This is a genomic window from Oceanicaulis sp. (assembly GCF_051859625.1).
In the GTDB taxonomy this organism is placed as follows: Bacteria; Pseudomonadota; Alphaproteobacteria; order Caulobacterales; family Maricaulaceae; genus Oceanicaulis.
In genome coordinates this window covers 560,933-574,144 of the sequence record NZ_JBHYFH010000001.1, presented here as the reverse complement: position 1 = coordinate 574,144, position 13,212 = coordinate 560,933, and the positions used below count along the sequence as shown (strand labels likewise).

At 62.1% G+C, this 13,212-nt stretch carries 13 protein-coding genes; 9 read left to right on the top strand and 4 right to left on the bottom strand.

The features are described 5' to 3' along the window. Position 1: 1 nt before the first annotated feature. The 3 genes from ACTIGF_RS02685 (at position 2) to ACTIGF_RS02675 (ending at position 3,786) form a co-directional block, all read left to right on the top strand. Entirely contained in the window at positions 2-820 is an 819-nt protein-coding gene (locus tag ACTIGF_RS02685) for a SapC family protein (protein WP_439635402.1), read from the top strand. 184 nt (positions 821-1,004) lie between these two features. Then, positions 1,005-3,122, top strand: coding sequence for a protein-disulfide reductase DsbD family protein (locus ACTIGF_RS02680; RefSeq protein WP_439635401.1), 2,118 nt, complete (start codon positions 1,005-1,007; stop codon positions 3,120-3,122). A gap of 25 nt (positions 3,123-3,147) precedes the next feature. Beyond that, a complete protein-coding gene (locus ACTIGF_RS02675; RefSeq protein WP_439635400.1) occupies positions 3,148-3,786 on the top strand; it encodes a redoxin domain-containing protein in 639 nt (212 codons plus the stop codon). Here ACTIGF_RS02675 and ACTIGF_RS02670 read toward each other — a convergent pair. Continuing rightward, positions 3,780-4,247 (bottom strand): hypothetical protein, encoded by a 468-nt coding sequence (locus ACTIGF_RS02670; protein ID WP_439635399.1) that lies wholly within the window; start codon positions 4,245-4,247, stop codon positions 3,780-3,782. The genes ACTIGF_RS02675 and ACTIGF_RS02670 overlap by 7 nt on opposite strands. 119 nt (positions 4,248-4,366) lie before the next feature. Here ACTIGF_RS02670 and hisS point away from each other — a divergent pair, with 119 nt between their 5' ends. Further along, positions 4,367-5,860, top strand: coding sequence for a histidine--tRNA ligase (hisS, locus tag ACTIGF_RS02665; RefSeq protein ID WP_439635398.1), 1,494 nt, complete (start codon positions 4,367-4,369; stop codon positions 5,858-5,860). A gap of 450 nt (positions 5,861-6,310) precedes the next feature. Here the strand turns inward: hisS and ACTIGF_RS02660 are convergent, their stop codons facing one another. Continuing rightward, positions 6,311-7,327 (bottom strand): hypothetical protein, encoded by a 1,017-nt coding sequence (locus ACTIGF_RS02660; protein ID WP_439635397.1) that lies wholly within the window; start codon positions 7,325-7,327, stop codon positions 6,311-6,313. A gap of 168 nt (positions 7,328-7,495) precedes the next feature. Here ACTIGF_RS02660 and ACTIGF_RS02655 point away from each other — a divergent pair, with 168 nt between their 5' ends. Further along, positions 7,496-8,578, top strand: a complete 1,083-nt coding sequence (locus tag ACTIGF_RS02655) for a glycoside hydrolase family 3 N-terminal domain-containing protein (protein ID WP_439635396.1) — start codon at positions 7,496-7,498, stop codon at positions 8,576-8,578. Between the two features lie 23 nt (positions 8,579-8,601). Here ACTIGF_RS02655 and ACTIGF_RS02650 read toward each other — a convergent pair whose 3' ends face one another. After that, entirely contained in the window at positions 8,602-9,171 is a 570-nt protein-coding gene (locus tag ACTIGF_RS02650; protein ID WP_439635395.1) for an acyloxyacyl hydrolase, read from the bottom strand. 237 nt (positions 9,172-9,408) lie between these two features. Here ACTIGF_RS02650 and ACTIGF_RS02645 point away from each other — a divergent pair, with 237 nt between their 5' ends. Next, on the top strand, positions 9,409-9,666 hold the full coding sequence (locus tag ACTIGF_RS02645; RefSeq protein WP_439635394.1) for a hypothetical protein: 258 nt from the start codon (positions 9,409-9,411) through the stop codon (positions 9,664-9,666). 47 nt (positions 9,667-9,713) lie between these two features. On the opposite strand, the gene ACTIGF_RS02640 is transcribed toward ACTIGF_RS02645, so the two are convergent. After that, positions 9,714-10,778 (bottom strand): serine hydrolase domain-containing protein, encoded by a 1,065-nt coding sequence (locus tag ACTIGF_RS02640; protein ID WP_439635393.1) that lies wholly within the window; start codon positions 10,776-10,778, stop codon positions 9,714-9,716. A 101-nt stretch (positions 10,779-10,879) separates the two neighbouring features. Between ACTIGF_RS02640 and ACTIGF_RS02635 the strand changes: the two genes are divergently transcribed. From ACTIGF_RS02635 to ACTIGF_RS02625, 3 genes are all read left to right on the top strand, one after another. Next, complete coding sequence (locus ACTIGF_RS02635; protein WP_439635392.1) at positions 10,880-11,332, top strand: Lrp/AsnC family transcriptional regulator; 453 nt, start codon at positions 10,880-10,882, stop codon at positions 11,330-11,332. 639 nt (positions 11,333-11,971) lie between these two features. Further along, the gene (locus tag ACTIGF_RS02630) at positions 11,972-12,667 is read left to right on the top strand and encodes a hypothetical protein (RefSeq protein ID WP_439635391.1); all 696 of its coding nucleotides are present in this window, start codon (positions 11,972-11,974) and stop codon (positions 12,665-12,667) included. Positions 12,668-12,881: 214 nt separating this feature from the next. Beyond that, complete coding sequence (locus ACTIGF_RS02625; protein WP_439635390.1) at positions 12,882-13,133, top strand: hypothetical protein; 252 nt, start codon at positions 12,882-12,884, stop codon at positions 13,131-13,133. The last annotated feature ends 79 nt before the right edge of the window (positions 13,134-13,212 follow it).

Below are 13,212 nucleotides of genomic sequence, written 5' to 3'. Positions count from 1 at the left end.
CATGGCTGACGCCGCCGCCAACAAGCCGACCTTGTCCGGGTCCTTGCCGCTTTACAAAAATCCTGAGCCGCTGAACCCGCAAGAGCATCAGGGCAAAGGTCTGCGCTATAGCGACCGCCCGTTCGATTTCCTGAAGGACTCGCACTTCGTGCCTGTCACTCTGGGCGAATTCGGCGCCGCCAGCGCCCGTTTCCCGATCATCTTCCTGGGTGAGACCAAGACCCCGGTCGCCGCCATGGGCCTTCAGGCGGGCGCGAACCTGTTCGTGGATCCGGAGACCGGTGATTACGAGCGTTTCGCGTATCTGCCGGCGTTCGTGCGTCGCTATCCGTTCGTGGCCGCCAATCATGGCCCGGAGAGCGATCGCTTCACCGTCTGCGTGGACACCGGTTCGCACCTGTTCTCGGACAATCCCGAGCAGCCCTTCTTCAACGACAAGGGCGAGCCGACCGAATTCACCAACCGCGCCATCGATTTTGTGCGCCGGTTTGAATCCGATGTGGCTTTGACCGAAGCGTTCGTGAAGCGCCTGAACGAGCTGGACCTGTTTGACCAGCAGCAGGCCACCTTCCAGCCGCGCAACGCCAATGGCGAGCCGCAAGGCGAACCGCAGGTCGTCGCCAGCTATTGGGGCGTCTCTGGCGAGAAACTGCAGAAGCTTGATCCGAAGGTTCTGGCTGAGCTGCGCGACAACACCTATCTGGGCGCAATCTACGCGCACATGCTGTCCATGCCGCAGTGGGAAACGCTGATCGCACGCGCGTCCTTCCGCAACACCGGCGCTGGCGCTCCGCCGCCGCCCGCAGCGCCTGAAGCCTAAGCGCTTCAAAAGCTGAGAGTATGAAACCGGCGGGGGCGACGCTCCGGCCGGTTTTTCTTTGCGCGCTCATGCCGGTTTATCACAACCCCGTCAGAGTGGTTTCGCCCTGCAGGGTGAAGCGGCTATATCAGGGCTGACATGATCAGACCGCTGATCAGTGACGCGACCCAAGGAGTCCCCCGACGTGTTCCGACTGCTCGCAGTACTTTTGATCCTGATGACCGGCGCACCAGCGTTGGCCCAGTTCGGCTCAGGCGACCCCATGGTGGACGCACGGCTGGTCTCTGACCGGCGCGCGGTCGAACCTGGCGAGACCTTCCATCTCGCCCTGCACCAGACGATCACGCCTGGCTGGCACACCTATTGGCGCAATCCGGGCGATTCAGGTGAACCGACCCGTCTTGACCTGTCGCTGCCGGACGGCTGGCGCGCGGGCGACATGATCTGGCCGGCGCCGCACAGCTATGATCTCGGCCCTTTGACCAATTATGGCTATTCCGCCGAAGTCACCTTGCCGGTTCCGGTGACCGTGCCAAGCAACGCCGCGCCGGGACCGCTGACGATCACCGCATTCGCCACCTGGCTCGTCTGTGAAGATATCTGCATCCCCGAAGAGGCCGATGTCGCAATTACGCTTGATGTGGGCGGGTCCGTCACAGATCCGGCGGGTGAGGCGCTGATCACCCAGGCTCTGGACCAGGCGCCGGTCCGTGATGACGCTTTGCGCGCCGGGCTCGACGGCGACAGCAACGGATTGGTGCTGACCCTGAGCGGGCCGCGGTTTGCGGATGCAGTGCTCTCGGATCTGACATTTTACCCGTATGAATCCGGCGTGATCGACCACGCCGCCGATCAGGCCCTTGTTCATGAAGGCGAAGAACTTCGTCTGGACCTGACCGCTGGATATCTGAGCCGAAACGGCGTGGATCAGGCGCGGTCCGGCGTGCTCGTCTATACCGCGCAGCGCGGTGATGTCTGGACAGAAGAAGCGGTGGTGATAACGGCGCGCAACGGAGTGCGGGTCAATGACCTGAACGCCGTGACCGCAGCCCCGCTGAGCCCGGCCTCCGGCGCCGAGGAACCGCGTACGCCAGCGCCGCAATCCGTGAGCTTCCTGCAGGCCGCCGGTCTGGCGCTGCTGGGCGGGCTGATCCTCAATCTGATGCCTTGCGTCTTCCCGGTGCTGTCGATGAAGGCGCTGACGCTGGTTGAAAAACGCGGCGCGGAGAAACGTGAAGCGCGGATGCTGGGCCTGGTGTTCGCTGCGGGCGTGATCGGGACATTCCTGGCGCTGGGCGGATCGCTTTTGATCCTGCGCGTCGCGGGCTTGCCTGCGCTTTGGGGCATGCAGCTGCAGGCGCCGCTTGTCGTGGCGGGGCTCGCCACCTTGCTGTTCCTGATCGGTCTGAACTTCATGGGCGCGTTCGAGTTCGGCACATCGCTTCAGTCTGTCGGCTCGGGCATCAAGGATAGCGGACGCAAAGGCGCCTTTCTGACCGGCGTGCTCGCGGTCTTTGTCGCCGCGCCGTGTCTGGCGCCGTTCATGACGGGCGCGCTGGCCTTCGCCTTGACCCAGCCGGCGCTGGCCTCGCTGACAATCTTCGTCTTCCTCGGTGTCGGCCTCGCTTTTCCCTTTGTGCTGGTCAGCTTTATGCCGGGGCTTCTGGCGCTGCTGCCAAAGCCGGGGCCCTGGATGATCCGGTTCCGGCAGATTCTGGCCTTTCCGATGTTCGCCACGGCGATCTGGCTGGTCTGGGTGCTGACCGCCCAGCTGGGCCCCAATGGCGCGCTCTGGTTGATGCTGGCCTTGCTGGCGGCCAGTTTTACGGTCTGGGCGCTGGGCTTGTCAGGCCTGGCGGGCCGCGCGACGGCGCTTCTGGGTGTCGTATTGACGCTAGGCGCCTTGTCTGTCACGGCCCGGATGGAGCCGGTCAGCCAGACGGTCCAGGGGCAAAGCGAGTGGGCGGTCTGGAGCGAAAGCGCCGTGAGGGAGGCGCAATCCGCCGGGCGTCCGGTGTTTGTGGAGTTCACCGCCGCCTGGTGTGTGTCCTGTCAGGTGAACAAGCTCGGCGCCCTGTCTGAAAGAGGCGTGAAGGCGGCGTTCGCCGAGCATGATGTGGCGTTGTTTCGCGCTGATTTCACGAATAGAGATCCAGAAATCGCCGCTGCTTTGGCGCGTCACGGCTCGGCGGGCGTGCCGCTTTATCTGATGTATCCCGCCAATTCCGGCGCGCCTGAAGTTTTGCCGCCGCTCTTGACCGGGGGATTGGTGATCCGATCTGTGAACGAGGCCGTACAATAGGCCGAACACCAGGGGAGTTAATCTGATGCTAACCATGTCTCGTCGTTCGCTGGGCCAGCTGATGAGCGTTTGCGCCGCCGCCGCCCTGACGATCACCGCTTTCACACTCGAAGCCCGCGCCGATGTCGTCACCGGTGAGGCTGCGCCAGCTTTCAGCGTGCAGACGGCGACAGGCGAGGCGCTGTCACTTGAGAACCTGTCGGGTCAGACGGTTGTTCTGGAGTGGACCAATCATGGCTGCCCCTATGTGCAGCGTCATTACGGCTCTGAGCATATCCAGAACCTGCAGTCCGCGGCCGCTGAAGACGATGTGGTCTGGGTTCAGATCATTTCCTCGGCTCCGGGCGAGCAAGGCTATGTCGAGGCCGAAGAGGCTCTGAGCCTGAATGAGGAGCGCGGCGCCGCGCCTGCTCATGTGGTTCTCGATCCGTCGGGCGATCTGGGCCGTCTTTATGATGCGCGCACGACCCCGCATATGTATGTGATCGATGGCCAGGGCGTGCTGCAATATGCCGGCGCGATCGATGATCAGCCGCGTCCACGAGCGGATTCCCCTGAACCCACGGATTACGTGACGATGGCGCTTGCGGCGGTCAGTAACGGCGAAAGCCCCGATCCCGCCCAGACCCAGCCCTATGGCTGCAACGTCAAATACGCTTACTGATCGCTTGCCTCGACCGGACAGGAATAGGCGCTGATCGCCGCCGCCTCCGCGTCGGGCGTGGCGGCGATCTCGGCGGCCTGTCCGGTCAGGCGTGCGATTTCCTGATAGACCCTGGCATGATCAGCGCGCGTCGCTGTGTGTGACAACAGGTCGGCGCGATGCTGGGCATCCTCGCTCATGCCCCGGAAAATGCATCGTAGATCGGTCGGACCGCCGCTCTCATCCACAGCGCGTGACAGCTGATGAGACCGCAAGCTGAACTCGCTCAGCTCGGTGAGGAACGGATCCTGGACCGGTAGAGCGTCCACCGGGGCTGCCGGGCTGCGCGCCATATCCTGCGCGCGGCGTTGCGCTTCCGCCTCAAGACTGTGCGACAGCGTCACCAGCGCCTGGGCGGCGTCCGGCGCAATCTGCGGCGTGCTGGCGGCCTGAACAATGATCAGAAGCGTGTGAGCGAACATGGACGACATCCGGTTTTTCGTGCTTAGAGCGCCTTGCAAACCCGGCGCCGCTTGATCCTTGTCTCTGGCAAGGCTAATTCGCAGGCCCTTCGATACCTTTAATCTGAGCGAGCATCCTCATGGCCAAGACCAAGGCGTTCCGTCCCAAAGCCCGTCGTCCCCGCGGTTTTGAGGATCGCTCCGCCCATGTGCTGCGCGCCGAGCGCGCCCTCGTGAGCGCCGCCAGCGCGGTTTATGAGCAATGGGGCTTCGAGCCGCTCGAAACGCCCGCCTTCGAATACGCTGATGCGCTTGGCAAATTCCTGCCCGATGAAGAGCGTCCCAATGAGGGCGTCTTCGCCATGCAGGATGATGACGAGCAATGGATGGCGCTGCGCTATGACCTGACCGCGCCGCTGGCCCGCTTCGCCGCCGAGAATTTCCAGGATCTGGCCAAACCCTTCCGCCGCTATCAGTTCGGCGAAGTCTGGCGCAATGAGAAGCCGGGACCGGGTCGTTTCCGCCAGTTCGTTCAGTGTGACGCCGACAGCGTCGGCGCGCCGGGACCTGCGGCGGATGCGGAGATGATTGCGCTCGCCAGTGAAGTGATGGGGGCTGCGGGGCTGTCCGGGGATGAGTTCGTCATCCGCGTCAATGACCGCCGCCTGCTGGACGGGGTTCTTGAGCGCCTTGGGGATGCGGCGAGTGAAAAGCGCCTGCGGGTCCTGCGCGCCATCGACAAGATGGACCGGCTGGGCCTTGAGGGCGTTGAGCTCTTGCTGGGCGAGGGCCGCAAGGATGACAGCGGCGATTTCACCGAGGGCGCAGGCCTGGACGCCGATCAGCGCCGCCATGTGCTCAGCTTCATTGAGGCGGGCCAGGTGGATGACGCGCTGACGGGCGCGGCGCGCAATACCGAAGTCCTCAAGCGCCTGACGCAGGCGCTGGGCGATACGGACGCCGGCAAGCTGGCGGTCGCCGATCTTGAAACCATCACCGCGGTGCTGGATGCGCTGGGCAAGTCCGATAACTGGACGCTCGACACCTCCGTCGTCCGGGGTCTGGGCTATTACACCGGCCCGGTGTTTGAAGCCGAACTTCTGGCCGAGGCCACGTATGACGACGGCTCGCCGATCCGGTTTGGCTCTGTGGGCGGCGGCGGCCGCTATGACGATCTGGTCAGCCGCTTCACCGGTCAGGCCGTGCCGGCCACCGGGTTTTCGTTTGGCGTCAGCCGCTTTGCGGCTGCGCTGTCCGCGCTCAAGCGTCTGGACGCGGCCAAAGCCGATCCGCTGGTGATCATCGTGGCGGCGGAGAAAGACCGCATGGCGGACTATTTCGCCTTGGCGGCTGACCTTCGGGGCGCCGGGTTGCGGGCGGAAGCCTTCATTGGCGGCGGCAATATGGGCAAACAGCTCAAATACGCCGATCGCCGGGATGCTGATTTTGCAGTGATTATTGGCTCTGACGAACGCGAAGCGGGCGAGGCCCAGATCAAGGATCTCAAGCTGGGCGCACGTCTGGCGGCCGAGATCACTGATAACAAGGCCTGGCGCGAGGATCAGCCCGCCCAGTTCACCGTGTCACGCGATCAGGTCGTGAGCGCCATAAAGGCGCGCCTGAGCGGCGGCTAATTGTGTCGAAATTGCAGCAGAGCGAAACATCGCCTGACTCTAGGGGCTTGACGTTCGTATGACGGTTAGGCCAACGTTTGATCAGACAGGGCCTGACCGTCTTGTCTCTTAAGTGGTGTCTCTGGGGAGGAGACGTCTCTTAATCGACCAACCAGAATCTTTAAGCCCGGCGTCTTTCGACGCCGGGCTTTTTTTGTTCGAGATACACTCAGTAGTTTGACCATCGCGGCCGGTGCGGATTGTTATCCAGCGGCTCTTCTGTTTCAGCGGACTGGCTGGATGGTGTGTTGGTTTGTGTTGTGGCGCATGCAGTGAGCGTGAGTGCGAACAAGCTGACGCCCAGAGCAGCGAATAGAGTTTTCAAAGACATACTCTTACTCTCCCGGAAATGCTCCGTTCATGAGAGGTGTCGCAGTCGCCATACGGAGCTGACGGCGCTGCGCAAGCCCGTTATCGGCGTGGAGGAGTCGGCGGTGTGGGAGCATCCGGCGCGCCTTCAAGCCCTTGCGCCTGTTCCGAACTGCGCCAGGCGTCCAGCCAGGTGTCTTTCTCGGCCCCGACAAGCTCGCGACCATTCACCCAGACACGGGTTTCGCCGTCCCGTTCGATGATGCGCACCTGCCGGTCTTCATATGTGTGCTCATGACGCGATGAAGTGTGATGGCGTGTCTCGCGCCACTCCGCCCGCTCGTCTCGCATTTCGTGGAGACTGTCTTGCAGTTCCTCGCGCGCGTCGCGCAGTTCCCGCCGGTCCTCAGCGGTCAGGGGAACCCGGACGCCGTCCTCGGTCTTCCACCCACGCTCCAGCGTGCGGTCAATCGCGCGCAGTCCGGCTTCAAGGCCATGCTCGGCGGCGGCGAGGCCCGCCTGCGCGATGGAGTCAGCGTCGATGGAAATGGACAGCGCCTGGCGCTCGGCGAGATGCGCTTGTTCTTCTGCGCGCCGGGCGGCGCGTTCCGCCCGATGTTCTGCGCGGCGGACCATGCGTTCGGCGTCACGTTCGGCGCGCTCTGCAGCGCGCTCGGCGAGCCGCTCCGCGCGCATGGCGCGGCGTTCGGCGTCCTCGACGATGACTTCGATCCGCGCCTGGAGTTCGTCTTGGTCGAGATTGAGGCGGTCGAGCTGGATGTGAAAGTCGGAGCCTTCGGCGAAATGCTCGACCAGGGTCTCAGACAAAGCCTCCATTTCTTCTGTGAAGGCGTCCAACTCGTCTTCGTCCCATCGGTCAACGTCGATGTCGAGATCAAGGGTGATTGAAGCGTCCTCAGCGCCATCCAGCGCGGTTTCAATCACCCGGACAGCGTGCGCGCCGTCATGGATGACGACCCGCTGGCCATTGACGACCAGCACATGACCATTGCGGTCATCGGCTTCGGCATAAGGTGTTTGCGTAGCCCCGGCCGAAGCGCAGGCGACCAGCAGTGGTGCGGCGGCGACGGCGGCGGCGGTGGCGATCCAATGTTTCATAAAGCGTCCTCCCTTTGCGTGAACTGTGGGTGAACGCGCCTTACGGCAGCACGTCTGCAGGCTTAAGTTTTCGTCATTCTCGTATTCAGAGCTTTTGCCTTCGTCTGGACAGATGGCCGGCGGCGCTCTAGCAATCAGCTCTAACAATGAGGGATTTCAGGGACACCCATGATCATTTCACGACGCGGGCTGATGGCCGGCATGGCGGCGCTTTGCACCGCGCCTGCATTCGCAACATCGGCCTCTCTGGATACGCTGGTCGGCAATTGCCTGATCCTGGGGTTTCTCGGCGATCATGCTCAGGCTGACGGCGCGTCGCGGCTTGAGTCCGATCTGGCCGCTGGCCGCGTCGGCGGCGCTTTGTTCCTGCGCCATAACGCCCGCAGCCGCGACGGCGTGCTGGGGCTCTCAGAACGCTTCCAGTCTGCAGCGCCGGACGCCTGGCTGGCCATTGATCAGGAAGGCGGCTTCGTCCAGCGCCTGACAGACGAGATGGGCTTCACCGACATTCCAACCGCCGAGGCGTTGGCGGAGATGGGGCTCGACGCGGCCCGTCCGGTCTTCGCCCAGGCGGCGCGTGAGCTGGCGCAAAACGGGTTTTCCATGAACCTCGCCCCGGTCGCGGACCTGCGCCATGACGGCAATCAGGTGATCGACCGCTGGGCGCGCGCTTTTGGAGATGATCCGGACACGGTCGCAGCCTATTGCGGCGCCTTCATCGACGCCATGGAGGCGGAGGGTGTCGCCTGCGCCATCAAGCATTTCCCCGGTCACGGGCGCAGCCAGGGCGACAGCCATGACGGGTTCGTCGACATTTCAGACACATGGGGCGAGGTGGAAGCCGCGCCCTTTGAGCGCCTCATTGAGCAAGACAAGGCTCATCTGATCATGGGCGGGCACCTGATCAATCGCCGTCTGGACCCATCGGGTCATCCGGTCACTCTGTCGCGTCCGATCCTTCAAGGGCTGTTACGCGAACAGATGGGCTATCGCGGCGCGGTGATCACCGATGACCTCGATATGGGCGCGATCCGGAACCAGTATTCGCGCGAGCAAGCCATTGTCGAGGCGCTGGCGGCGGGCAATGACCTGTTGCTGATCTCCAACTCGGCGGACGCCGATCCTGATCTGCCCCGGCGCGCCGTGGAGTGGGTCGGGCAGGCGATCGAGGACGGGCGGCTCAGCCTGGACCGTCTGATCGACGCCAACGCCCGGATCGCCGCTCTGAAGGCGCAAGTGGGGCGGGGCTGACGCCGCCCGCACTGCGTCGTCCTTTATCGGAAGCGATAGCTCATCCGCAGGCCCAGCTCGTCCAGGCCCTGATTGCGGCCGCTGGCGAGGATTTGTCCGTGGGAATGATGCTCGTAAAACACGCCTAGCGACCAGTGCTGATTGAGCGCGTAATCGGCGGCGAAGCCGGTGCGGAACAGCCAGTCAGACCCCAGAAGGGCGCGGGTGTCCTTGATGCGCTGGGCCTCCACGGGGCCGTCGCGGTCGGGATACACTTCCAGCACGCCGTCATTATAGCTCAGCCCGAACGAGGCCTCGAGGCTCAGCCGGTCGGTGACGCCATAGTCCCAAGCGAGCCCGGCCGTGACCAGATTGGTGTAGCCCTGGGTGCTGATGTTTGCGGACAGGAAAGGCCGAGGCGACCAGATGCGCTCCAGGAAGTCCGGGCTTGAAAACATCAGGTCGCCAACGATTTGCGGCCCGTCTTCGCTGTGATCGGTCAGGTCATGCGCCGCGACGCCCAGGCGAATTTCCTCAAGACCGAAACCGGGGCTTTGTGCGCTGGCGGCGCCGGTGAGGGAGATAGCGGCGAGCGCGACGGCGAAACGAAGCATTGTGTATTCCTTTAACTCAGATGGTTTTGGAATAGCGCCCAGCTGAAATGTTGACCAGTGCGTTGACGAGGCTATGAGCCGATTGTCTGCGACCTGTTGGTTTCGCGCCGCTTTGTCGGGCAGAGAAACCTTTTGTTAAGCCAAAATTCCCCCATAGGCAGATTTTATGGCTCGTAATTCCCTTTTTGAGATAGCCTCCTTGCTGCGCAAGATTGCGCCAAAATGGAGGAGACTTTCATGAACAAACTGTCTGTAGCCGCGATCGCATCGTCCGCCTTGCTGGGGCTCTCAACTTTGGCCACTGGGTCTGCAATGGCCGATGATTCCATCCGCTGCCAGGAGCAGGCGGAAGAAACCTGCGCGATGTTCGTGCCGCGTGGAACCGCCCAATGGGCAGGCTGTGTCGAGAACCTGTTTGCGCTGTGCATGGGGCAGCTGCCAGATGCTGGTTTTGATGGCGCCAAAGGCCTTCGCAAAAGCTGCGACCTGTCCTGACGCCGCGGCGGGGAGGGCGCGCGCCACTGCGCCCTCCCACCTATTGCCTATTGCAGAAGGCGGCGCACCAGTTGACCGGCCAGATCCGGACGGTCTGCGCTCAGATGCACGATGATGATCATGCCGGTGTTGAGCTCATACAGCGCCAAGCTGGCGTATCCGGCGATCGAGCCGCCATGCATGATGACGTCCAGTCCGCGCGGGTCTCGAATGCGCATCGGCCCCAGAGCGCGGCTGCGCCCGTCGCCGCGATCAATCTCTTCGCTCAGCATCAACCGGCCCAGCTCTGACAGTTCGCCCTCATGTGAGAACAGGGCGATCAGCGTATCCGCCAGATCGCTGGCGCTGGTGAAGACGCCGCCGTCGGGGCCATGGTTTTCAATCAGCGCATAGACGTCTCGCTCCGGCTCGTCTGGCGAACCATAGCCGTGAATGGGATCGCCGCCGTGCAGCGCCTGATCATAGCTTGTCGCTTCTAGGTTCAAGGGGGCGATGAGGCGCGCCTGCATCAAGGCGCCAAAGCTGTCCCCGGTCACGGCCTCGGCGATCAGCGCCAGATACTGATAGTTCGAGTTTGAATACTCGTACCCTTGCCCTGGCGGGAACTCGGCGGGACGGCCATGGATATACCCCAGAGTGCGTTGCGGGGTGTTGCCCTGGACCGTATTGACCGTTTGAAACCAGACATCGTCATAATAATCGGGAATGCCGCTGGTGTGGGTGAGCAGCTGGCGCACAGTCGCGGTCTGCGCATTGGCGATCCCGTCCACCCAATGAGGCGCGACGTGGTCGGCCAACCTGTCGTCCAGCGAAAGCAATCCCTCCGCGATCAGGCTGTGAATGACGGCGGCGGTGTGGACCTTGCCGATGCTGGCGATCCGCAATTGCGCGTTTTCAGGGATAGGGGCGCCCGTCTGGCGGTTCGCGACACCGCGCGTGATGATCCTGCGGCCTTCAGCGTCTTCAACCAGAACCACGGCGCCCGCGATCTCACCCTCTTCAAGAATGGCGTCGATCTCCGCTTCGATGGTCGGCGTGTCGGGGAGAGCGGCCAAAGCGCTGATGGGAAGGAGCCATGCAATCAACACAGCGATGGGGAGCAGGCGTGTCATGACGAACCTCATCTGTTTTGCAGACATGCTAGCAGAGCCGACTTGCCTGATCCCGCCGAAATCAGCACGTTAAGCGCCGAAATTCGGCGCGGAGCAGGCTTATGACACTGGATGAGACAGATCGAGCGATCTTGCGGATCGTGCAGTCTGACAACCGCCTCTCCAACCATACAATCGCACAGCAGGTGAACCTGTCTGAAACCGCTGTCCGTCGTCGGCTTGAGCGGTTGCGGCGGGAAGGCGTCATCATGGCGGATGCGGCGCTGCTGGATCGAGCCCGCCTCGGGCAGACGCTGATCGTGTCGGTGACCTTTCACGATGACGCGCCGGACATCTATGAGCGTTTTCGCGCGGCCATGCAGGCGGACCCGAACGTCACCCAGATCTATTCCATCGCGGGCGAGGTGGACTTCCTGCTGCACGTACACGCGCCTTCACTGGCGTCCTATGAGCAATGGGCGGAAGCCAGCCTGCTGCAAGATCCGATTGTGCGGCGCTATGAAACCTCTGTGGTGCTCAGCACCGTCAAATTCACGACAGAAACTCCTGTGTGATAGAGCGGACCGGCTAACCCTCTAAATATTTTGACGATTTGTCTGCATTGGCGCGTGAGGCTCTCGTCCCTGATCTGTCTGGCGGTCGCCAAATCGGATTGAGATTCGTGTTTGTCGCCCAGTCATGATCTGGCTGTATTGGAGAATAATGATTTTAAATTCCCTTTTTGGGAGTATCGTGGTGTCCGTGTCTTTTGCAGATAGCGACATGTTCGAAGGGAGATGATCAATGAGACAGACGTTTTTCACCGCCTTGGTTTCAGCCGCCGCCTTGTGTGTATCGTTGACTGCGCAGTCGGCAGCTCAAACTGGCGCGAGTTCAGACTGTCTTATGCAAGCCCGCGCGTATTGCGCTTATCTGAGTTCAGACCGGATAGCCTATTATGAGTGCGTGCTGGCGCAGTATGAAGCGTGTCTTGGATCGGCGACACAAACTCATCAGCCAGACGCGCCATTCCGAGGGCGAGACTGCGAGATTGCCTAAGTGCGATGCAGTTTTGAATGAAACAGGGCGGCTCGATTGAGCCGCCCTGTTTGATGAAGAGAGCTGAATTCAGCCTGTCGGACACGTTTTTGCTCCCTGTCCTGACACGGTTTCGATAGCGTCAGAGCGTTCGAAGTCTCTTTGTCGGAGCCGCCATGAAACGCGACCGGATCGAAAGTCTCAAACACAACGCCAAGCTTGATGTGCGCTTGCCCGACCAGCTCAAGGACGAGTTCCTGGCGCGCTGTCGGGAGGAAGGCGTCTCCAGCGGGGCGGTGATCCGGTCGTTGATCCTTGATTATGTGACGGCCCAGCCCCGGCATCTGCCGGTCATGGCGGCGCGGCTGAAGGAGACGATCATGAAACGCGCGAAATGGATTGCCGGCGGCGTCGGCGGAAGCGTCCTGGCCGGGCTGGCGGCGATGAGCTTTGTCTTTGCGCCGATGGCGAACGCCGAGGATGTGAGGGTGGATTTCGAACTCACGCTTGGAGATGGTCAAACAGACCTGTCTTTCTCAAACTCGTATCTGACCGAGCTGGGCGAGAGGCTCATGATCATTCCTGAAACTGAGCAGGGCGGCGTAACGCATGCCGTCGTACTCGACGTTCGGTCCTGCACGGGTGACGAGCTTGCACAGACGCCCCAGTGCGAAGTGGTCTTTGAGGTCGAGATCATGGAAGTGCTCGCCTATCACGACAATGAGCAGGGCGGCATTAGCGTGACCGAGAAGCGAGTTCTGTCGGCTCCGGTCCTGATGGGGGCATTGGGGCGAGCCGCGATGATTGAGATTGGAGCAGAGCAGGGCACGCGTTTGCAAATGAGCATGCAGGCGGCTCCGGTCAACGGCTAAAAAACCTGCCCGATCAGCTCCAGGACGAGTTCTTGAGGAGTCCCGCGGGCTGCCGGTCAAGGACGGAAAACGAGCCTGTGGCGAGGGCGAGACTGAATTGCGACTCGCCTTAATAGGGAAACTATTGTCAAACTTCTCTCAGAAGGCGGCTTTACGGGTGAGCCGTTAAGCCAGTCTGTGGCCTCCCCGGTCACCAGAAAGGGAGAAACGAACCATGATCAAATCAATCGCTCTCACCGGCGCGGCGGCGCTGATGGCGCTTTCATCCGCTTCGATCGCAAGCGCGCAGTCCTCGCCGTTTGATCCGTGCATGGTGGAAGCCCGAGCCTATTGCCGTTCGCTCAACCTCGCTGACCGGCTCGAATTCTACAATTGCGTCCAGGAAGAATACGCGGCTTGCATCGGTTCGCTGACACTCAAGGTCTCAGCGGGTCAAAAGGCATATCTACGTCGTTGTGCGAGCTAGCTTACAGTCTGTGAGCCACGTCAAAAAAAGGGCGGCTCGATTGAGCCGCCCTTTCCGTTCGTAGGCTGTGAGAGCCGAG

Excerpts from the sequence above, each read along its gene's own strand:
- ACTIGF_RS02650 (WP_439635395.1), bottom strand. The coding sequence starts at position 9,171 with ATGCTTCGTTTCGCCGTCGCGCTCGCCGCTATCTCCCTCACCGGCGCC.
- ACTIGF_RS02670 (WP_439635399.1), bottom strand. The coding sequence starts at position 4,247 with ATGTTCGCTCACACGCTTCTGATCATTGTTCAGGCCGCCAGCACGCCG.
- ACTIGF_RS02645 (WP_439635394.1), top strand. The coding sequence starts at position 9,409 with ATGAACAAACTGTCTGTAGCCGCGATCGCATCGTCCGCCTTGCTGGGG.
- ACTIGF_RS02660 (WP_439635397.1), bottom strand. The coding sequence starts at position 7,327 with ATGAAACATTGGATCGCCACCGCCGCCGCCGTCGCCGCCGCACCACTG.
- ACTIGF_RS02630 (WP_439635391.1), top strand. The coding sequence starts at position 11,972 with ATGAAACGCGACCGGATCGAAAGTCTCAAACACAACGCCAAGCTTGAT.
- ACTIGF_RS02635 (WP_439635392.1), top strand. The coding sequence starts at position 10,880 with ATGACACTGGATGAGACAGATCGAGCGATCTTGCGGATCGTGCAGTCT.
- ACTIGF_RS02685 (WP_439635402.1), top strand. The coding sequence starts at position 2 with ATGGCTGACGCCGCCGCCAACAAGCCGACCTTGTCCGGGTCCTTGCCG.
- ACTIGF_RS02675 (WP_439635400.1), top strand. The coding sequence starts at position 3,148 with ATGCTAACCATGTCTCGTCGTTCGCTGGGCCAGCTGATGAGCGTTTGC.
- ACTIGF_RS02625 (WP_439635390.1), top strand. The coding sequence starts at position 12,882 with ATGATCAAATCAATCGCTCTCACCGGCGCGGCGGCGCTGATGGCGCTT.
- ACTIGF_RS02640 (WP_439635393.1), bottom strand. The coding sequence starts at position 10,778 with ATGACACGCCTGCTCCCCATCGCTGTGTTGATTGCATGGCTCCTTCCC.
- hisS (WP_439635398.1), top strand. The coding sequence starts at position 4,367 with ATGGCCAAGACCAAGGCGTTCCGTCCCAAAGCCCGTCGTCCCCGCGGT.
- ACTIGF_RS02655 (WP_439635396.1), top strand. The coding sequence starts at position 7,496 with ATGATCATTTCACGACGCGGGCTGATGGCCGGCATGGCGGCGCTTTGC.